The following is a 19,199-nucleotide window of genomic DNA, read 5'->3' as shown; positions in this document are numbered from 1 at the left end:
CCCGCTACGACAAGCTCGCCAGAAGTTTTGGCGCGATGGTCACGCTGGCTTGCGCGCTGCGATGCTTAAGGCAGTACTTTTCGTACAGAACCTAGTGAGCGAGCACGATCAGCATGTTGGTGGGAGTAATCTGCGGCAGCAGTTGCCGAACATGGCTGGGCGTATCGATCTTGAAGAATACCCGGTAGCCGCTGCCATCCGGATAAGGCCACGAATGGGTCACCCAATTCGAAACCACGCTCTCGCAGAGGCCGATATCGGTGGCAATTTTCAGCAGTGGAATATGAATGGTCATCACGAGTTCCTTCTCGATCATTCAGATAGTGATGCATACATCACGCTGCCGGACTTCCATACCGGGCCTGGGTTGACAGGCAATATCACTATGCCACATTAGAGCGCGTATAATCATTATTTTTGGAGCTGCAGCAAAGAGCTGCTTTTTGCCGAGGTGCGCAGACCGTGGCCTATTAATTCGCTACCAATCGTCTGCCCGACTGAACTATCGCCGTAGCTACCATCAAATAGCTAGTATTACTCGATATGGAGGAACCAATCGTGAGCAAACCCATTTTCAACGCCCGCACAGCGGACAAGTTCGTTGTTCGTCTACCGGACGGAATGCGCAAGCGCATCGAAGATCTGGCCAATGACAACTACACCAGCATGAATACCGAGATCATCCGCGCCATCGAAGCCCACCTCGAAGGTCAGGCCAGGCAGACCCTGCTGATCGATGCGCTGGAAGCCAAGCTGAAAAGCGAACTGCAAACCGCGGCAAAGCCTGGCAAGAAAGCTCAGGAAGCCAATATCGACTACCTCGACGGTCTCAAGACTGGCACGCGCTGATCTACTCAATGCCGTTCGCACAGCTGTTTTCAAGCCCCGCCCCGCCGGGGCTTTTGTTTATATGGTTATCACTGCCTACTCGACCACTCTGAACAGGACATCACACGACGCGTCTAGTGTCGCCTAGGCTCTATTGCAGAACCTTCTCGCCGCGCAAGTTTCGGAATTCATGCCCGAAAGTATCGGAACGCATCACTTTTCTGCAGGCACAAAAAAAGCCCCGTAGCCAATGGCTACGGGGCTTCTAGTTTGGAGGCTGAGGTCGGAATCGAACCGGCGTTCACGGATTTGCAATCCGGTGCATAACCACTCTGCTACTCAGCCTTAAACTGAACGGGCCGTACGTGACGGCCCGTTGAAACTGGAGCGGGAAACGAGACTCGAACTCGCGACCCCGACCTTGGCAAGGTCGTGCTCTACCAACTGAGCTATTCCCGCTTGTCTTGTCGACGGGCGCCATTCTATAGCTTCACAACGCCCAGTCAAGCCCTTGATTCAAAAAAGTTATTTCTTTTCGGCAGTGACACTCAGATGCGGCCAGGCAGCAAGCAGATACTGAGCCATCGACCACAGCGTAAGTGCTGCTGCAACGAGCAATAACACGTAGCCGACCAGCACCCACAAACCGAACACTGGCGGGTTGCCAAGGAGGATGACCAGCGCGAGCATCTGCGCGGCGGTCTTCCATTTACCGAGGTTGGATACTGCTACATGGGCCCTGGCCCCGAGCTCGGCCATCCATTCGCGCAGCGCAGATACGACGATCTCCCGCCCGATGATGATGGTCGCCGGCAATGTCAGCCACAGGTTCGCGTGCTCGGCCACCAGCAGTACCAGCGCGGTGGCGACCATCAGCTTGTCGGCAACAGGGTCTAAGAAGGCGCCAAACGGTGTGCTCTGCTCCCAGCGGCGCGCCAGGTAACCATCCAGCCAGTCGGTCACTGCCGCGAACGCAAAAACCGCACTGGCAGCCCAGTAGCTCCAAGAAAAAGGCATGTAGAACAACAGGATAAAGATCGGGATCAGCAGAACGCGGAGCACCGTGAGGAGGTTGGGGATATTCATCGGCTCAACTGGACGGTTAGGTGAGGCGGCATTCTACTCGCTGTGCAGTGCCGCATAAATCAAACCGGCTAGCTTTTTACTGATGCCGGGTGCTTTGGCGATTTCTTCCGTGCTGGCTCGGGACAACTCTTGCAGACCACCGAAATGATTGAGCAGTTCACGACGTCTTTTTGGCCCTACTCCTGCTACCTCCTCCAGGCTCGAAGTACGGCGCGCCTTGCCTCGACGCGCCCGGTGCCCGGTAATGGCAAAGCGGTGCGATTCGTCGCGAATCTGCTGGATCAGATGCAGGGCTGGTGAATTACCCGGCAGGGTGAATTCATGCTCGGCGTCATTCAGGTAAAGGGTTTCCAGACCGGGTTTGCGGGTGGTGCCTTTGGCCACACCCAGAAGTATCAGCGGCGGGACCTCAAGCTCGGTAAGCACCTCTCGCGCCATTGCCAGTTGGCCCTTGCCGCCGTCGACCAGCAGGATATCCGGCAGTTTGCCCTCATTTTGCTTGATCTTGCTGAAGCGCCGAGTCAACGCCTGGTGCATGGCCGCGTAGTCATCACCACCGGTCACGCCTTCAATGTTGTAGCGCCTATAATCCGACTTGATCGGCCCCTCGGGCCCGAATACCACACAGGAAGCTACGGTCGCCTCACCGCTGGAATGGCTGATATCGAAGCACTCCAGGCGCTGCGGCACCTCACCCATATCCAGCGCTTCGGCCAGCGCATCGAAACGCCCGGCCATGTGCTCGCGGTTGGCCAGTCTGGCTCCCAGGGCCTGCTCGGCATTGGTGACCGCCAGTGCCTGCCATCGTGCCCGCGTACCACGAACCCGGTAGCTGATGGCCAGTTCACGACCGCGTAGCTCCTGAATGGCCGCAATCAACACGGGATAGTCTTCATGAGGCGCATTGACGATCAGTTCGCTCGGCAAGTCCCGCTCGTGACTGCCAAGGTAATATTGGCCGAGAAAGGCGACGAGTACGTCCTGCGCCTCCTCTTCGATCGCTACCTGGGGGAAGAAATTCTTGCTGCCCAGCACCCGCCCGCCACGTACGCTGATCAGGTGCACGCAGGCGCCGCCTGGGTTGACCATTGCGGCGATGATGTCGACATCGCCGCTACCGCCCTCCATGCTCTGCTGGTCCTGGACGCGGCGCAGCAAGGCCATCTGATCACGCAGCTCGGCGGCCTTTTCGAAATCCAGCGCGGCGGACGCCTGCTGCATGCTGGCGGATAGCTCGGCATTCAGGGCATTGCTGCGCCCTTCCAGAAACATCACCGAGTGACGTACGTCCTCGGCATACTCAGCCGGCTCGACCAGGCCTACGCACGGCGCCTTGCAGCGCTTGATCTGATACTGCAGGCACGGGCGTGTGCGATTGCGGTAATAGCTGTCCTCACACTGACGGACCAAAAAGGTCTTCTGCAACAACGCCAGGCTTTCACGGATCGCGCCAGCACTGGGATAGGGGCCGAAATAGCGACCTTTGCGGTTCTTCGCGCCACGGTGGATGTCCAGGCGCGGGTAATCGCCGTCAGACAGGAACACGTAGGGGTAGGATTTATCGTCACGCAGCAGGATGTTGTACGGCGGGCGCCATTCCTTGATCAGCGTCTGCTCGAGCAATAGCGCTTCGGTTTCGTTGCCGGTAATGGTGGTTTCCACTTGGGCGATCTTGCCCACCAGCGCCATGGTCTTGGTCGCCAAACCGCTCTTGCGAAAGTAGCTGGAGAGTCGTTTCTTGAGGTTTTTCGCCTTACCGACGTACAGCAGATTGCCGCTCGCGTCGAACATGCGGTAGACGCCCGGGCGCCCACTGCAGGTGGCAAGGAAGGCACTGGAATCGAACACTGGGGTCACTTCAGCTGGTGGCATCGACCATGCCATGACGGACGGCGAGCAGCGCCAGCTCTACATCGCTGGTGATCGCAAGCTTCTCGAAGATCCGGTAGCGGTAGGTATTCACCGTCTTGGGCGACAGGCATAGCTTATCGGAGATGCTCTGTACCTTCTGGCAGCCGGCAATCATAAGTGCGATCTGGATTTCACGTTCGGAAAGCAGGTCGAATGGCGAGTTGCTGCTCTGCGGCTGAAAGGATTTCAGCGCCAGTTGCTGGGCGATCTGCGGACTGATGAAACGCTGCCCGGCAAATACCATGCGAATCGCCTGCACCATTTCTTCGAGGCCGGCACCCTTGGTCAGATAGCCGGCGGCCCCGGCCTGTAGCAACCGAGTGGGAAAAGGATCCTCTTCGCACACGGTAACGGCAACAACCTTGAGATCAGGATGGCTGCGCATCAGCTTGCGGGTCGCTTCAAGGCCGCCGATGCCGGGCATTTTCACGTCCATTAACACGACATCGGGCTTGAGTTCGCGGACCTTTTTCAGCGCCTCTTCGCCAGAGCTTGCTTGGCCAATGACCTGCAGGCCCTCAATGTCGGCCAGCATGCGCGAGATACCCGTACGAACGAGGTCGTGATCATCGACAACCAATACCTTAATCAAACGAACACCTCGTACCTGCGCGAGCGCCGCACCGCGACTAACTGAGAGAAATGCACCATAACAAAAAACCTGGCAGGTGAGTTAGCGGTACGCGCCAAATTACAAGCGCCAAACAAGCTGCCGCTCATTGAAAGTGCTACTCGCTCTCCTATGCTCGCCAACCTACATCATGCATCTCGTGCCCATAACCACATCGTCAAATCATGTTCCTCATTGAGCTGCGCAACAGAAGAGAAATAACGCATCACTGCTCGATAATTTATTCGGAACGCCCCAGCACAAGCACCGCTCTGAATTTACAGACAGTGCACCACACCGAGGGCTTTACAATGGATATGCTTATCAAGCAGCTGAAGACCGTAACCGCCGGGCGTTATCACATCGTTACCGAAACCTCTGCCGAGGGACTGCAGGTCGACTGCCTAGACCTCCAATGCAACCTGGTGGCAACGCGTCGCCTGACAGCGGCCCAGCTGCAAAACAAGATTCTGATGACCGCGGTGTATGCCGATTTGAAGGGCACGCTGGGCTATTGAGGCAACGATTCAGCGCCTTCAAGCGCGGCCCCATGCATTAGAGCCGCGCTTAAGCCGCTAACTTTCACGCAACCGCCCTCCTCGCCTTATCCCCTCTATTTGCCTGACAAGCGCTTCGTCACTTGTAGCCACACCGATTGTGGAGCCCTTTGGTCGCCGTGCAAACGTGACCGAACGGTCGCACAAATAGCCTGAACGAAGCTGAAAATCGCCGATTCTATTCAGATCATGCACAGCGTTTGTGTCGCTGCAGCGATGCGCTCTGAATAGATACAGGAATGAAATGACATGACTATGATCTGGATAGCACTCGGCATTGCCCTTTCTATCGCCTCATTACTGGGTGCAGGCATCTATTCGCTTCTGCAAATCCTAGGCGAATTCAGCCAGAACTGAAAATCACATGGCAGCGGCTCTGGACGTTCGCTGCCAGCCAAACAGCAGGCGAAAAAAAGCCCGGCGAAAACCGGGCTTTTTTAGAAGTGGTGGAGGGCCAGGGATTCGAACCCTGGGAACGCTATTAACGTTCGCCGGTTTTCAAGACCGGTGCATTCAACCGCTCTGCCAACCCTCCAGGTCGACACGAAATGCCTCGGCTCGCCGAAACATTCCTTTGCAACCTTGCAGGCTGCGGGCGGCATCTTACCGGAACGCAACACACTGTCAAACACTCTGACTTGGCAGCACCTAAGGCTCTGTTAAGATGCTTCTCGACCCTTGGTCACTGACCAATAGCATTCACTAGGAGTGTCGCCATGCGCGAACAAGATTACGCACATAGCCCTACACGGCTTGAACAAACCGCAGTCAGCAGCGTTCTGCGCAACACATACGGTTTGCTGGCTCTCACCCTGGCATTCAGTGGCATCGTGGCGTTCATGGCGCAACGCGCCAACGTTCCTTACCCGAATATCTTCGTGGTGCTGATCGGCTTCTACGGCCTGTTCTTCCTTACCGCCAAGCTGCGTGACTCCGGCTGGGGCATCCTGTCGACATTCGCCCTCACCGGCTTCATGGGTTACACCCTGGGCCCGATCCTCAACCGTTACCTGGGCATGGCCAACGGCGCTGAAGTCGTCAGCTCGGCGTTCATGATGACCGCGCTGGTGTTCTGCGGCCTGTCGGCTTACGTGCTGACCACCCGCAAGGACATGAGCTTCCTGAGCGGCTTCATCACCGCCGGCTTCTTCGTGCTGCTGGGCGCGGTACTGGCCAGCTTCTTCTTCCAGATCAGCGGCCTGCAGCTGGCGATCAGCGCCGGCTTCGTGCTGTTCTCCTCGGCCTGTATCCTGTTCCAGACCAGCGCGATCATCCATGGCGGTGAGCGCAACTACATCATGGCGACCATCAGCCTGTACGTTTCGATCTACAACCTGTTCGTCAGCCTGCTGCAGATCTTCGGCATCATGGGCGGCGACGACTGATCGTCACCCGCAAACAAAAACCCGCCTCGATGGCGGGTTTTTTATGGCCTGGAAAATTACTACTGAGCCTTTTGGCGCATGCCCTTGAGCGTGTTGAAGGGCGCTTCGACCACGAACTTGTTGGACAGCCAGGAAGGCACGCTGCCACCCGGGTCGGTGTGCGCTTCGTACACCACCTCGACCATGCCGTCGGGCTTGGGTGTCATGGTCCAGCGCCCCTCCACACTGGCAACGCGCACGTAGCCTTTTTCCTCAGGCTGATAATTCGGCACGCCGTGCAGGGTGCGGGTCACGCTGCCATCGGCACCCTGCTCGGTGGTGACTTCGATGATCGAATCCCGCGGCGTCACCGGCCATGGCGTGTTGAATCGGGTGTAGGTCCAGCTCTTGTCACCTTCGTGCTTGAGCAGTCGCTGCTCCTGGCACTCATGGATCCACGCGCATGCCCCCACCACATCTTCCTGCAGCGCTCTGAGCTTGGCCACATCGCTCTTGATCAGGGTGACGCCGCGGTACGCCTTGTAGGGAGAGCCGGCCACTTCACTGAGGTAGACCTTGATGCCCTCCTCGTCTTTCGCCAGGCGCCAGTCTTCGGCATGGGCGGCAGACGCAATACACAGCGCCGCACTTGCTAGCAACAAACGGGTCAACGACATTTTTGTTCTCCGGGGTAGGTCTGTATAGCGTCAGACGGTGGTCGCCGTAACATCTTCCAGCCAGGCCAGCAGGCGGATAGCTTCTTCACGGCTATTACCGCAGACAGCGGAATCGGCTGAAAATGCGGCGCATACGGCAGGTCTGTCATGCCGGCCAAAAATCGAGCAAAGGTTATCCGCAGCCAGATTCACGCAGCGCTCGCCGGCAGCCTTGCCATTGGGCATACCGGGAATAAATGAACTGATCGACGGGGAAATACAGCAGGCGCCACAACCAGGACGGCATTGCATGGAAAGGACCTCGAACAGGGGCACGCAGAAACGCGGCGATTCTAGCTTGCCGTTTTGCCGACCGGCAGCCCCTGTAATCAGTTCAGCTCGAAGCGAATGCTAAAACGCGACCCTTTTCCCGGCTGGCTTGCGACTTCCAGCTCGGCGCCCAGCACATCAACCGCCAGCTGATGCGTGATGTGCAGGCCCAAACCAGTGCCACCCTGGCCTCGGCGTGTAGTGAAGAAAGGGTCGAATATCTTGGCCTGCAACTCTTCATCCATACCCCGGCCGTCGTCGATTACCTCGATGGTGCACTGCGCTTGCGCCTCATCGATCTGAGCACGAACGGTGACCACGCCTTTCACGCCAGGGCCGAAGGCGTGAACCAGCGCATTGTCGACGAGATTCTGTACGATCTGCCCGAGTGGACCCGGGTAGCTATCCAGTAGCTGATTCGGCGCCACCTGCACCATGATTCGGTGTTCGCCCTGGCGCAGCTTTGGCTGTAACAGCAACACCACCTCATCCACCAGCTCGCGCAGATCGAAACGTCGCCGCTCGGTACTGGCACGGTCGGTGGCCAGCTGCTTGAAGGCGCGGGTCAACTGCGACATGCGCTCAAGGCTGATGAGAATGATGCTCAGGCCGTCGTCAGTGCGCTGAACGAAACGCTCCAGAGTGGTGCGTTTAAGACCCTCGCGCATCGCGATCTGAAATTCCTGACTGGCTCTCTCCAGGGTCGAAGCAGCCACGCTGGCAGCGCCAATCGGCGTATTCAGCTCATGGGCGACGCCGGCTACCATGGTGCCGAGCGACGACAGTTTTTCCGCCTGCAATAGCGCACGGCGGGTACGCTGTAATTGCTCTACGGTGCGTTGCAATTGCTCGTTGCTAGCGCTCAGCGCTCGGCTGCTCACATGCAGATCGTGCTCAGCCCGCAGCCGCTCTGCCTCGTCGATCGCACGGCGCACGCTGATCAACAGCCCCACGCCCTGCAGCACGCAAAAGAACAGCAGGACACGCCATAGTACGCCCCAACGCAACTCGCTGAGATTAAGAGCAGGTAGATGAGACAGCAGTAACCAATGATCCGCGTCGTTGGAGGTCGCCGAACCGGCATCGCCGGGCCGAAAATGGCTGTAGGCCCAGAACCCAGCTGGGTCGATGAACGAGCCGCGCTGCTCCTCCTGCAAGCGTCTCCAGCTCGAAGGCTGCTGACTGGCGAGGGTCAGTTCGGGCTTGCCCAGTAGAAAACCCCAAGCGTGTTCGGGACGCTCGCCAAGCATCCAGTAACCTTCATGATCGAGCAGTTGCAGGGAGCCGCCATAGGCTACCGAGGTTTCACGCAGACGCTGGAGCAGCCGCTCGGCACGATAGTCTAGGATCAGCACACCGCGCCGCTCGCCACGCTCGCTGAAAACCGGCACTGCTGCACGCAGGATCGGCTCTATGGATTCGACGGAACCGTCAGGTCGATAACGGCGCTCCACATCGAAGCGCGACAGATACGATTCACCTTTGTAGAGGTGCATGGTTTCCACGAAGTAATAGGCGGCAGAGTCATTCTGCAGATCTGCCTCGGCAACCTGCCGCGCCTCACCGGAGACACTGTCGACGCGGACCCGCTCCAGGCCCTTCTCGTCGAGCCAGCGAATATGCTGATAGGTACCGCGGCTATCGGAAAATTCAGCGAACAGCTCGCTCAGCGACGCCAAACTTTCGGCCGATTCTTGCCTCAAGAGCTGATCGAGCAAGGGCTGCTGGCTGAGAAACTGCAGATCACCACGCAAGCTGGACAGATGACGCTCCAGCACCGCCACACCCTCGTTAAGGCTGTCGGTCTGCGCCTCGAGCAGCGGTTCCAGCCGGTCATTGAGCATGCGGTCATAGAGCAGCAGGCTGAGCACGATGATGAGCAGCGACCAAGGCAGAAACAGCACCAGCAGGTTGCGCGGCAGCGGTTTGGCGAGCGCATTTCGCCAATCGGCGATGCGCCCCATCACCGCGACGAATGCTCGCCCAGCCAGCTCAACAGCCGCTCGAGCGACATTGGCCTGGCGAATAGATATCCCTGGGCCTCCAGGCAATCATGACGTTTCAACCACTCGACCTGGTGCTGGTTCTCAACACCCTCGGCGATCACCGTCATACCAACGCGCCGCGCAATCTGGATGATCGCTTCGGCGATCGCCTGGCCTTCATCCTCTGCCCGCAGCTCTTCGACAAAACTGCGATCGATCTTCAGGCGATCAGCCGGCAACTGGCGCAGGTAGCTGAGCGAGGAAAAGCCGGTGCCGAAATCGTCGATGGCGACCTTGACGCCCATGGCGCGCAACGCCAGCAGTTGCTCGCAGACCTGTTCGAACGAGCGCATGGCCACCGATTCGGTGATTTCAAGCTCGACCTGGCTTGCACTTACCCCGGCGGCCTCCAGGTGCAGCGTGAAGCGCGCGATGAAATCGCGCTGCAGCAACTGGCTGGCCGACACGTTGATTGCCACTCTGACATGACCGAACCCCGCCTCGTCCAGGCGCCGCGCCGCCTGTAAGGCCAGACGCATGAGCAGGTCGCCCAAGGGCAGGATGTAACCGGTGGCCTCGGCCAGCGGAATGAACTCCAGTGGCGGTATCGCCTTGCCGTCGGGCTGGTACCAGCGTGCAAGAGCCTCGACGCCAGTGACCACCCCGCTGCGCATATCTACCTGGGGTTGTAACTCGATGCTGATCGAGTCGCTGGCCACGGCGTCACGTAGCGCCAGCAAAAGGCGAAACGATTCGGCGTGGGCGCTCTGCAACCGACGGTCGTGCACCACATGCTGGTCGTGGCCCAGCTGTTTGGCCTGCTTGAGGGTCAGCCGTGCGTCCTGCAGGGCCACGCTGGCGGTGTCGTCGAAATCGCGCAGATAGAGCGTGACAGTGCTCAGGCTGTGCACCTGCCCCAACTCATAAGGCCGGTTGGGCCTCCGGAATAGTGCCACTATGTCCTCGGCACGCACCTGCTCCTCAGGGCCTAGCACTGCGAACAGGTCATCGCGAATCCGTGCGATCAGCACATTGCCATCGAAGGCATCGCGCAGACGGTTGGCTACCAGGCCGAGAATGAAATCACCGTAGCCGGTGCCGAAAGCGGTATTGGCCCCGGAGAAATTGTCGATATCGAGCAGCACCAGCACACGATCAGCCTTGTTTGGGCTACTCAGCGTCATGTCTAGCATGCGAATCAAGGCGTTGCGGTTGGGGATCTTCAGCAGGTCGTCCTGGTAGGCCATCTCTTCCAGGCGGCTGAACAACGCAACGTTGTAAAGGCCGCGGCTGATACTGGCGCTGAACACTTCGAGCAGTTCCAGTTCGGTGTCGTCCAGCGTCCGTTCGGTGGCCACGTAGCAGGCGTAATCGGCGCCAGCCTGGAAGCGTGGAAAGAACAATACGGTGCAATCGTCAAAGCGCAAGGTACTCTGCTTTTGCAGGCTGCAGCGCAGCGCACTGGCTACCGCTTCATCTCCCAGACTACTGAGGTTACCGTCGATGGAGCCGTAGAAACGCCCACTGGCGCTGATCACGTGCGCATCGGGCAGTTCACCCGGAACGGAATCATGGGCTTTGACGCAGACAATCCCTTCAGCCTGCAGATCGAGCAGCGAGGCGATTTCGGAAAGAATCTTGGCCGACAACTCCCGGGTGTTCTTCGAGCAGAACAGCGCATTGCTGGACTCGACGATCATCTGCAGGCCGCGGCGCGCACGGGCCATGGCCTTGAGCTGCGAATAGCTGCGCAGCCCGGCGGTGAGCACTGTGCGCAGGCGCTCGGAACTCAGCTCGTTCTTGGACCAGTAGTCGTTGATGTCGTAGTCACGCATCACGCTCTGCACGGGCGCCATGCCAGGCTCGCCGGTCAGCAGCACGATTCGGATCTCGGCATTGCCGATGACCTCGCGCAGGGTCTTGACCAGGCGCAGGCCTGCGTCTTCGGTTTCCATCACCACATCGAGCAGCACCAGGGCGAAATCCTGCTGCTCGGCCAGCAGCATGGCCGCCTCGCGGTTGCTGAATGCCTGCTGTATCTCGACACGCCGCCCAAGGATGTCCATTTCGCCGATCGCGAAGGCGGTCGCGCGCTGGAAGTCCGGGTCATCATCAACGGTCAGAATGCGCCACGCCGGGTGAGCGCTGTCAGCCACCGGCTCGTCATCTGAAAACACCACGGAATCATCCATGAACCACACTCACCTTTCATTAGGTATGAAGAAGCTCGGCCTGCCGTGCGCAAGTATAGCCAGCGGCAGAAAGACACAATGTCCATGATGGCATTTAGTAATGGCACGAATCGCACCACCTGTCGGTCTGAGCTCTGAGCAAGGTGAAGCGAACGGCAGCAGACAAGGAGAGGCAATGGCGTACTGGCTGGTCATCGACCTGGAGGCTACGACCGAAGAAGGTGGCTGGCCAGTCGAATATATGGAGATCATCGAGATCGGTGCCAGCCTGGTGGACGCCAGCGGACACGAAATCGATCATTTCCAGCGCTTCGTGCGCCCGCTGCATCGCCCCAAGCTGACCCGGTTCTGCCGACAGCTGACCCATATCAGCCAGGCGGATGTGGACGGCGCCGTCACGCTGCCAGTGCTGTGGCCTCAATTCGAGCGCTGGCTGGATCCCTACCACGCACGTCTGCGCGGCTGGTGCAGCTGGGGCGACTACGATCGCCAGCAGCTGGAGCAGGACTGGCACCAGCACGACCTGGCCAGCTACCTGCAAACCCTGCCACACATGAATCTGAAACAGCGATTCGCCAAGGCCCGCCAATTGGCACGGCCGATCGGGCTGAATGCGGCGCTGCAACTGGCAGGCATCAGTTTCACTGGCCAGCAGCATCGCGCCCTCAATGACGCGCGCAATACCGCCCGCCTGCTGCCTCTGGTGATCACCGAACGCGGCAGCACGCGCAATACGTGACGCCGCCGAACGCCTTGGGCATACTTGCCAGCCCTTTATTCTGCCGCTCACGAGGATGCACATGTTCAAGGTCAACGAGTATTTCGACGGTACCGTCAAATCCATCGCGTTCGGCATGGCAGAAGGCCCGGCCACGATTGGCGTGATGGCAGCAGGCGAATACGAGTTTGGCACCAGCCAACTGGAGGTCATGCACGTGATCGCAGGCGCCCTGACCGTCAAACTGCCTGGCAGCGACAGCTGGGAGACCTTCACTGCCGGTAGCCGCTTCACCGTGCCGGCAGACAGCAAGTTCCAGCTCAAGGTCGAGCAGGACACCGCCTACCTGTGCGAATACCGCTGACAGGTCTCGTGGCATGAAAAAAGCCCGGCCAAGTGCCGGGCTTTTTTACATCTATCCGTCGGGCTATCCATTCAGACGCGCAACTCCATACCTTCCTTGAGAAAACGCGGCGCTATATAGCGCTCGAAGTGGGCTTCGGAGAGCAGGAAGAATTCGCGGTCGATGGCGTCACGCAGATCTGGTAGCTCCCAGTCGCGAAATTCCGGCAGCAGTACGATGCCGTAGGCCTCCAGCTGGGTGATCACCCGAGCGCCGCGGGCCAGCAACTGATAAGCCCAGCAATAAGGTGATTGCTGGGGCAGAAAGCGAATCTGTCGCTGCTGCAGCTGCTTGAGCAGCAGCGCCTCGTCGAACACTTCCAGCTTGGCGGCCATCACCTGCACCAGCAACATTTCCAGGCGCGTCCACACCGACTGCTTTTCCTCGTCGCTGTAGCCGTTCCAGTTGATCACCTCGTGGTGAAAGCGCTTGCAGCCACGGCATACAGTGTCGCCGAAAACCGTGGAGCAAAGGCCTATGCAAGGCGTCTTGATACGTTGATTGGGCATGCGTTGAATCGACACACAGAACAATAAGGCGTGCATCTTAGCCCTTTGTCTAATAGGGATCACCCCAGAGGCCAATGGGTCTTTCACTTAACTTCGCCAGAAGATTCGGCTAGAATCAGCGCGCCTTGCGAAAGGCGCCAATGTCCGTTGGAAGCTGTTTTCAAAGCGTCACGAGCACAGTCGATCCTGCAGCACGATAGTTGGCGTGGTCACCCTCAGGCCATGCCAGCCCTCATCAGACCCCGTTCTGCAGGCGTAAAACTTTGAAAGCAGCTTCCGGATGGAAGCATCGAAACCATCGTGCTCAGCCCATGAGGCTGCGCGACGGATGTGTTTGATGCATTCCTGCATGCGTCCCGGACTTCCCATTTGGGACCACTGATGAGGGTAATAACTGTGCTTGAAGCCTACCGCAAACACGTAGCAGAGCGTGCCGCCCAGGGTATCGTGCCCCAGCCGCTAAACGCCGAACAAACTGCCGGTCTCGTCGACCTGCTGAAGAACCCGCCGGCCGGCGAAGAAGAATTCCTCCTCGATCTGATCACCAATCGCGTGCCGCCAGGCGTCGACGAAGCGGCCTACGTGAAGGCCGGCTTCCTGTCCGCCATCGCCAAGGGCGAAGCCACTTCCCCACTGCTCGACAAGAAGCGCGCCACCGAACTGCTCGGCACCATGCAGGGCGGCTACAACATCGCCACCCTGGTCGAGCTGCTCGATAGCGCCGAACTGGGCGCCATTGCCGCCGAACAGCTCAAGCACACCCTGCTGATGTTCGACGCCTTCCACGACGTGGCCGAGAAAGCCAAGGCCGGCAACGCCAATGCCAAGGCCGTGCTGGAATCCTGGGCTGCCGGTGAGTGGTTCACCAAGCGTCCGGCGATTGCCGAGAAGTACAGCCTGAGCGTCTTCAAGGTGCCGGGCGAAACCAATACCGACGACCTGTCGCCGGCTCCGGACGCCTGGTCGCGCCCTGACATCCCGCTGCACGCCCTGGCCATGCTGAAAATGGCCCGCGACGGCATCGTTCCCGAGCAGCCTGGCGCCATCGGCCCGCTGAAGCAGATCGAAGAAGTACGCGCCAAGGGCTTCCCTGTTGCCTACGTCGGTGACGTGGTCGGTACCGGTTCCTCGCGTAAATCTGCCACCAACTCGGTGCTGTGGTTCTTCGGCGACGACATCCCGTACGTTCCGAACAAGCGCGCTGGTGGCTTCTGCTTCGGCTCCAAGATCGCCCCGATCTTCTACAACACTATGGAAGATGCCGGCGCCCTGCCGATTGAGTTCGACGTGTCGAACATCGAAATGGGCGACGTGATCGACGTCTACCCGCACGCTGGCAAGGTCTGCAAGCACGGCACCGACGAAGTCATCACCACCTTCGAACTGAAGACCCCGGTTCTGCTCGACGAAGTTCGCGCTGGCGGCCGTATTCCGCTGATCGTCGGCCGCGGCCTGACCGACAAGGCACGTGCCGAGCTGGGCATGGGCCCGACCGACCTGTTCGCACTGCCGGAAGCGCCGGTCGACACTGGCAAGGGCTACACCCTGGCGCAGAAGATGGTCGGCAAGGCCTGCGGCCTGCCGGAAGGCAAAGGCGTTCGTCCGGGCACCTACTGCGAACCGAAGATGACCACCGTCGGCTCCCAGGACACCACTGGACCGATGACCCGCGACGAGCTGAAAGACCTGGCGTGCCTGGGCTTCTCCGCTGACCTGGTCATGCAGTCGTTCTGCCACACCGCGGCCTATCCGAAGCCGATCGACGTCACCACCCACCACACCCTGCCGGATTTCATCCGCACCCGTGGCGGCGTGTCCCTGCGCCCTGGCGACGGCATCATCCACAGCTGGCTGAACCGCATGCTGCTGCCGGATACCGTTGGCACCGGTGGCGACTCGCACACTCGTTTCCCGATCGGCATCAGCTTCCCGGCCGGTTCCGGCCTGGTCGCCTTCGCCGCTGCTACCGGCGTCATGCCGCTGGACATGCCCGAGTCGATCCTGGTTCGCTTCAAGGGCAAGCTGCAGCCTGGCATCACCCTGCGTGACCTGGTTCATGCCATCCCTTACTACGCCATCCAGAAGGGCCTGCTGACCGTCGAGAAGAAAGGCAAGAAGAACGCCTTCTCCGGCCGCATCCTGGAAATCGAAGGCCTGGACGAGCTGACCGTCGAGCAGGCGTTCGAACTCTCCGACGCCTCGGCCGAGCGCTCCGCTGCCGGTTGCACCATCAAGCTGCCGGAAAAGGCCATCGCCGAATACCTGAAGTCGAACATCACCCTGCTGCGCTGGATGATCAGCGAAGGCTACGGCGATGCACGCACCATGGAGCGTCGCGCGCAGGCGATGGAAGCCTGGCTGGCCAACCCGGAACTGCTGTCCGCCGACGCCGATGCCGAGTACGCCGAAATCATCGAAATCGACCTGGCCGACGTCAAGGAGCCTGTGCTCTGCGCGCCGAACGACCCGGACGACGCGCGTCTGCTGTCGACCGTTCAGGGCGAGAAGATCGACGAAGTGTTCATCGGTTCCTGCATGACCAACATCGGTCACTTCCGCGCTGCCGGCAAGCTGCTCGACAAGGTCAAGGGTTCCATCCCGACCCGTCTGTGGCTGTCGCCGCCGACCAAGATGGACGCTCACCAGCTGACCGAAGAAGGCTACTACGGCATCTACGGCAAGGCCGGTGCTCGCATGGAAATGCCGGGTTGCTCGCTGTGCATGGGTAACCAGGCACGTGTGGCGGCGAACTCCACCGTGGTATCGACCTCGACGCGTAACTTCCCGAACCGTCTGGGCGATGGCGCCAACGTGTACCTGGCATCGGCTGAACTGGCCGCTGTCGCCTCGATCATCGGCAAGCTGCCGACCGTCGAGGAGTACATGGAGTACGCGAAGAACATCGACAGCATGGCTGCCGACGTTTACCGCTACCTGAGCTTCGACCAGATCGCCGAGTTCCGCGAAGCCGCGGCCAGCGCGAACATCCCGGTCGTTCAAGCCTAAGGCGTCACCCGCGTCCAAAGGAGCCCCGCCCAGTGCGGGGCTTTTTTATGGTTCTTCGCACGCCGAACTACACAGGAGCGGCTTCAGCCGCGAGCCCTTCACAAGCTGTCGCGGATCCCTGGCCCGCTCCCCACGAAGACACCGTTCGCACGAGAATTGCCGCGAACTGTACCGGATACAGCTGTGCTGGCCGCTTCGCTGTAGGGGGCAAGCAGCCGTGGGCTGTATCTGACAGGCCGCCATGCCCCTCGGTTAGGGTTGCTCATCGCCGCCAACTGCCGAGACCCACCCCATGCGCACTGCCGAACACGCCCTGCTGACCGACGCCGACCGCCGCGCCATCGCCTATAACGATTCCCTGGAGCAGCGCCGGGTCTATCCCGTTGAGAGCGCCATCGCCGCCCTGGATGCCTTCGACCAACCCCTGCCAACCACGGGGCAGGATGCCGGGCAGGTGCTGCACGCACTCGATGAACTCGGCTCCCCCGCCACCGTTACCAGTAACGGGCCGCGCTATTTCGGGTTTGTGATCGGCGCCACCCTGCCTGCCGCCGCAGCCGCCGAGCGGATGGTCCTGGCCTGGGATCAATGCGCGTCATCCGCGGACGGCTCGCCCATCGCCGACAAACTGGAAAAGGTCGCCGCCCGCTGGGTCTGCGAGGCACTCGGCCTGCCAGGTCAAAGTGCCGTCGGCTTCGGCACCAGTGCCACCGCCTGCACCCTCGCCTGCCTGGCAGCCGCACGTCGCACTTTGCTGGCGAGGCAGGGTTGGGATTTCGATCAGGACGGCTTGATCGGCGCCCCGGAAATCCGCGTGGTGATTTCCGAAACCGCTCATATCACCGTGAAGAAGGCGCTGCGCGTGCTGGGTTTCGGCATGCGCCGGCTGCTTCTGGCACCGGTGGATCAGCACGGTCGCATCGATCCGGCCCGGCTCCCCGAACTGGATGAGCGTACCGTACTGATTCTGCAGGCTGGCGAGGTCAATACCGGCGAGTTCGACCGCTTCGCCGAACTGATCCCCAGGGCCAAAGCCGCTGGTGCCTGGGTGCATGTCGATGGCGCCTTTGGGCTGTGGGCGCGGGCGTCGTCCTCGGCCGGGCTGGCCGACGGCGTGGAGCTGGCGGACAGCTGGACCACCGATGGCCACAAGTGGCTGAACACTCCCTACGACAGCGCCATGGCCATCTGCCGCGACGGCGATGCCCTGGCGGCCGCGATGAACAGCGACGCCGCCTACGCCATGGCCTCGAAGGACTCGCAAAAGAACCTGACCCTGGAGTTCTCCCGGCGCGCAAGAGGTGTGGCGATCTGGGCAGCGCTGGCCCACCTGGGCCGCGATGGCCTGGCCGAGATGATCGACCGGCACATCCGCCAGGCCGGGCACCTCGCCGAGGCGCTTCGTGCCGGCGGCTACCAGGTGCTCAACCGGGTGCGCCTCAACCAGGTGCTGGTTCGCGCCGATTCGGACGAACAGACCAAGGAGATTCTCCAGGCCGCCCAGGCGTCTGGCGAAGCCTGGTTCGGGTCGACCGTCTGGCAGGGGCGGCCGGCCTTTCGCCTGAGCGTCAGTTCCTGGCGCACCACCGACGCCGATATCGATGCCTTGATCGCCCTGCTCCTGCGCTTGAAAGACGCCTGAGGCTCAACGGTCAGCTTTCAAGACCTGCTGCAGCAGCTTGAAGGACGCATCGACCCGAGCCTCGAGCGGCACGTTGCGGTTGGCCAAAAGCACCAGGCCGATGCGCTCGTCCGGCACGAAGGCGGCGTAACCGCCGAACCCGTTGGTCGAACCGGTCTTGCCGAACAGCACGCCCTGCTCGCTCGCTTCAGGCTCAGGCAGACGGCTAGCCGGTTGCGCCTCGAGCGCCATCGACGGCGCGTTGCCGGCCAGCAATTGCTCGCGGGAAACGGGCCAAGGGTAGCGCTCCCACACCATCGCCTGGGTGAAGCACTCGGTGCGGGTCACGCCCTGGTGGGTCGTCTTGACCGCGGCAGCCAGTGGCGCTGGTACCTGGGTTTCGCCCAGGTTGATGTCGACGAAACGCAACATGTCGTCGATGTTGGACTTCAGGCCATAAGCCTCGGCATCCAGCACGCCAGGGCTGACGCGAATGGCCTTGTTGTCCTGCCGCGCATAGCCGTAGGCGTAATTCGGCATCTGCGCCGCTGGCACCTGAACATGGGTATGGTTCAGCGCCAGCGGAACGAGCACCTGATCATGCAGCGCCTTGGCATAGGGCTCGCCGAACGCTTGGGCGGACACCCGCCCCAGCAGGCCGATGCTGACATTGGAATAGGAGCGCTCGTGACCGGCGCCCGTGGTCGGTTTCCATTGCCGCAGCCAGTTCAGCAGGCCATTGTCATCCTTGACGTGATCCGGCACCTGCAAGGGCATGCCGCTGCTCTGGTGGGTGGCCAGATCCATCAGGCTCAGCTCACCTGCGCAGCTTCCCTGCAGCGACGGCATGCGGGCAGCGAGCTGGTCATCGAGCGACAGCAGCGAGCGCTGCTGAGCCAGCGCCGCCAGGGTGACGTTGAAGGTCTTGCTCAGCGAGCCCAGCTCGAACAGCGTCTCGCGGGAAACCGCCCTGGCCGCCTCACGGTTCGCCAGCCCCTTGGTGAACACGTAGTGCTTGCCTTGCCAGGTCACGCCCACCGCGAGGCCAGGGATATCGTACTCGGCCATCAATGGAGTGAAGAGCGTGTCGGCCTCGGCTCGAAACTGCTGCTCGGTCATGGCCGCGGCCGGCAGCGTCACGGTGAGGCCGGCGGCCAGCAGGCCCAGGGCGATAGTGCGGTGAGTCATCGGGTAGGTTCTCTGTCTTGTTGTAGGGCGGCAGCGGAACGAGCGCTGCCTGGAGGATGGGTCAGGATTCGAGTCGCGGCCAAGCATATCGTTCGAGGCGGTCAGCAGGCACTGCGGGAAAAGCGCTTGCAGGCACTCGACAAAGCCCGCGCCGGGCCTTATTGTCCGGCCAGGCCACCCCATGTGGCCAACGTCGCTCGGACGGTTCCGGGCGCTTACGTCTCTCGAGGAAAGC

At 60.6% G+C, this 19,199-nt stretch carries 17 protein-coding genes, 3 tRNA genes and 1 pseudogene; 8 read left to right on the top strand and 13 right to left on the bottom strand.

The genetic code is table 11. The annotated features are described in order from the left end of the window. A pseudogene (locus FB481_RS21125) lies at window positions 1–95 on the top strand (IS5/IS1182 family transposase); the annotation flags it as partial. Here FB481_RS21125 and FB481_RS21120 read toward each other — a convergent pair. Then, on the bottom strand, window positions 92–295 hold the full coding sequence (locus FB481_RS21120) for a hypothetical protein (RefSeq protein ID WP_093505100.1): 204 nt from the start codon (window positions 293–295) through the stop codon (window positions 92–94). The pseudogene FB481_RS21125 and the gene FB481_RS21120 overlap by 4 nt on opposite strands. Before the next feature lie 263 nt (window positions 296–558). On the opposite strand from FB481_RS21120, the gene FB481_RS21115 reads away from it, so the two are divergent. Continuing rightward, complete coding sequence (locus FB481_RS21115) at window positions 559–849, top strand: Arc family DNA-binding protein (RefSeq protein WP_013791523.1); 291 nt, start codon at window positions 559–561, stop codon at window positions 847–849. Window positions 850–1,099: 250 nt separating this feature from the next. Here the strand turns inward: FB481_RS21115 and FB481_RS21110 are convergent. From FB481_RS21110 to uvrY, 5 genes are all read right to left on the bottom strand, one after another. Further along, window positions 1,100–1,173: transfer RNA gene (locus FB481_RS21110), tRNA-Cys, on the bottom strand. 38 nt (window positions 1,174–1,211) lie between these two features. Further along, a tRNA-Gly gene (locus tag FB481_RS21105) sits at window positions 1,212–1,287 on the bottom strand. 66 nt (window positions 1,288–1,353) lie between these two features. Beyond that, window positions 1,354–1,914: a CDP-diacylglycerol--glycerol-3-phosphate 3-phosphatidyltransferase gene (gene pgsA / locus FB481_RS21100; protein ID WP_093504579.1), complete on the bottom strand. Its 561-nt coding sequence runs from the start codon at window positions 1,912–1,914 to the stop codon at window positions 1,354–1,356. Between the two features lie 33 nt (window positions 1,915–1,947). After that, window positions 1,948–3,771, bottom strand: coding sequence for an excinuclease ABC subunit UvrC (uvrC, locus tag FB481_RS21095; RefSeq protein WP_147177643.1), 1,824 nt, complete (start codon window positions 3,769–3,771; stop codon window positions 1,948–1,950). Between the two features lies 1 nt (window position 3,772). After that, window positions 3,773–4,417, bottom strand: coding sequence for a UvrY/SirA/GacA family response regulator transcription factor (gene uvrY / locus FB481_RS21090; RefSeq protein ID WP_147177636.1), 645 nt, complete (start codon window positions 4,415–4,417; stop codon window positions 3,773–3,775). A gap of 329 nt (window positions 4,418–4,746) precedes the next feature. On the opposite strand from uvrY, the gene FB481_RS21085 reads away from it, so the two are divergent. After that, the gene (locus FB481_RS21085; RefSeq protein ID WP_074888029.1) at window positions 4,747–4,953 is read left to right on the top strand and encodes a hypothetical protein; all 207 of its coding nucleotides are present in this window, start codon (window positions 4,747–4,749) and stop codon (window positions 4,951–4,953) included. A 483-nt stretch (window positions 4,954–5,436) separates the two neighbouring features. On the opposite strand, the gene FB481_RS21080 is transcribed toward FB481_RS21085, so the two are convergent. Beyond that, window positions 5,437–5,527: transfer RNA gene (locus FB481_RS21080), tRNA-Ser, on the bottom strand. 181 nt (window positions 5,528–5,708) lie between these two features. Between FB481_RS21080 and FB481_RS21075 the strand changes: the two genes are divergently transcribed. Continuing rightward, window positions 5,709–6,377: a Bax inhibitor-1/YccA family protein gene (locus FB481_RS21075; protein WP_147177635.1), complete on the top strand. Its 669-nt coding sequence runs from the start codon at window positions 5,709–5,711 to the stop codon at window positions 6,375–6,377. A gap of 59 nt (window positions 6,378–6,436) precedes the next feature. On the opposite strand, the gene FB481_RS21070 is transcribed toward FB481_RS21075, so the two are convergent. The 4 genes from FB481_RS21070 to FB481_RS21055 form a co-directional block, all read right to left on the bottom strand. Then, entirely contained in the window at window positions 6,437–7,033 is a 597-nt protein-coding gene (locus FB481_RS21070) for an START domain-containing protein (protein ID WP_147177634.1), read from the bottom strand. Window positions 7,034–7,063: 30 nt separating this feature from the next. After that, window positions 7,064–7,324, bottom strand: a complete 261-nt coding sequence (locus FB481_RS21065; RefSeq protein ID WP_093504573.1) for a YkgJ family cysteine cluster protein — start codon at window positions 7,322–7,324, stop codon at window positions 7,064–7,066. A gap of 77 nt (window positions 7,325–7,401) precedes the next feature. After that, window positions 7,402–9,306: a sensor histidine kinase gene (locus FB481_RS21060; RefSeq protein WP_147177633.1), complete on the bottom strand. Its 1,905-nt coding sequence runs from the start codon at window positions 9,304–9,306 to the stop codon at window positions 7,402–7,404. Then, entirely contained in the window at window positions 9,306–11,519 is a 2,214-nt protein-coding gene (locus FB481_RS21055) for an EAL domain-containing protein (protein ID WP_147177632.1), read from the bottom strand. The genes FB481_RS21060 and FB481_RS21055 overlap by 1 nt, the downstream gene beginning before the upstream one ends. A gap of 175 nt (window positions 11,520–11,694) precedes the next feature. Here FB481_RS21055 and FB481_RS21050 point away from each other — a divergent pair, with 175 nt between their 5' ends. Both FB481_RS21050 and FB481_RS21045 read left to right on the top strand, forming a co-directional pair. After that, entirely contained in the window at window positions 11,695–12,258 is a 564-nt protein-coding gene (locus tag FB481_RS21050; protein WP_147177631.1) for an exonuclease domain-containing protein, read from the top strand. Between the two features lie 61 nt (window positions 12,259–12,319). Continuing rightward, window positions 12,320–12,601: a pyrimidine/purine nucleoside phosphorylase gene (locus FB481_RS21045; RefSeq protein ID WP_013791535.1), complete on the top strand. Its 282-nt coding sequence runs from the start codon at window positions 12,320–12,322 to the stop codon at window positions 12,599–12,601. Between the two features lie 71 nt (window positions 12,602–12,672). Here the strand turns inward: FB481_RS21045 and FB481_RS21040 are convergent, their stop codons facing one another. Then, entirely contained in the window at window positions 12,673–13,149 is a 477-nt protein-coding gene (locus FB481_RS21040; protein WP_027905476.1) for a DUF1289 domain-containing protein, read from the bottom strand. Between the two features lie 396 nt (window positions 13,150–13,545). Between FB481_RS21040 and acnB the strand changes: the two genes are divergently transcribed. Further along, complete coding sequence (acnB, locus tag FB481_RS21035) at window positions 13,546–16,155, top strand: bifunctional aconitate hydratase 2/2-methylisocitrate dehydratase (protein WP_093504564.1); 2,610 nt, start codon at window positions 13,546–13,548, stop codon at window positions 16,153–16,155. Window positions 16,156–16,447: 292 nt separating this feature from the next. After that, complete coding sequence (locus tag FB481_RS21030) at window positions 16,448–17,797, top strand: pyridoxal-dependent decarboxylase (protein WP_147177630.1); 1,350 nt, start codon at window positions 16,448–16,450, stop codon at window positions 17,795–17,797. 3 nt (window positions 17,798–17,800) lie between these two features. Here the strand turns inward: FB481_RS21030 and ampC are convergent, their stop codons facing one another. Then, window positions 17,801–18,964 (bottom strand): class C beta-lactamase, encoded by a 1,164-nt coding sequence (ampC, locus tag FB481_RS21025; protein ID WP_147177629.1) that lies wholly within the window; start codon window positions 18,962–18,964, stop codon window positions 17,801–17,803. Window positions 18,965–19,199: the final 235 nt, after the last annotated feature.

It is taken from the genome of Pseudomonas sp. AG1028 (assembly GCF_007993955.1).
In the GTDB taxonomy this organism is placed as follows: Bacteria; Pseudomonadota; Gammaproteobacteria; order Pseudomonadales; family Pseudomonadaceae; genus Aquipseudomonas; species Aquipseudomonas straminea.
This window is presented reverse-complemented; position numbering and strand designations above follow the sequence as displayed.

What these genes read in the sequence shown, in the direction of transcription:
- FB481_RS21050 (WP_147177631.1), top strand. Translation starts at nt 11,695, where the DNA reads ATGGCGTACTGGCTGGTCATCGACCTGGAGGCTACGACCGAAGAAGGT.
- FB481_RS21030 (WP_147177630.1), top strand. Translation starts at nt 16,448, where the DNA reads ATGCGCACTGCCGAACACGCCCTGCTGACCGACGCCGACCGCCGCGCC.
- FB481_RS21075 (WP_147177635.1), top strand. Translation starts at nt 5,709, where the DNA reads ATGCGCGAACAAGATTACGCACATAGCCCTACACGGCTTGAACAAACC.
- FB481_RS21040 (WP_027905476.1), bottom strand. Translation starts at nt 13,149, where the DNA reads ATGCCCAATCAACGTATCAAGACGCCTTGCATAGGCCTTTGCTCCACG.
- FB481_RS21060 (WP_147177633.1), bottom strand. Translation starts at nt 9,306, where the DNA reads ATGGGGCGCATCGCCGATTGGCGAAATGCGCTCGCCAAACCGCTGCCG.
- FB481_RS21070 (WP_147177634.1), bottom strand. Translation starts at nt 7,033, where the DNA reads ATGTCGTTGACCCGTTTGTTGCTAGCAAGTGCGGCGCTGTGTATTGCG.
- FB481_RS21065 (WP_093504573.1), bottom strand. Translation starts at nt 7,324, where the DNA reads ATGCAATGCCGTCCTGGTTGTGGCGCCTGCTGTATTTCCCCGTCGATC.
- FB481_RS21045 (WP_013791535.1), top strand. Translation starts at nt 12,320, where the DNA reads ATGTTCAAGGTCAACGAGTATTTCGACGGTACCGTCAAATCCATCGCG.
- ampC (WP_147177629.1), bottom strand. Translation starts at nt 18,964, where the DNA reads ATGACTCACCGCACTATCGCCCTGGGCCTGCTGGCCGCCGGCCTCACC.
- pgsA (WP_093504579.1), bottom strand. Translation starts at nt 1,914, where the DNA reads ATGAATATCCCCAACCTCCTCACGGTGCTCCGCGTTCTGCTGATCCCG.
- FB481_RS21120 (WP_093505100.1), bottom strand. Translation starts at nt 295, where the DNA reads ATGACCATTCATATTCCACTGCTGAAAATTGCCACCGATATCGGCCTC.
- FB481_RS21085 (WP_074888029.1), top strand. Translation starts at nt 4,747, where the DNA reads ATGGATATGCTTATCAAGCAGCTGAAGACCGTAACCGCCGGGCGTTAT.
- FB481_RS21055 (WP_147177632.1), bottom strand. Translation starts at nt 11,519, where the DNA reads ATGGATGATTCCGTGGTGTTTTCAGATGACGAGCCGGTGGCTGACAGC.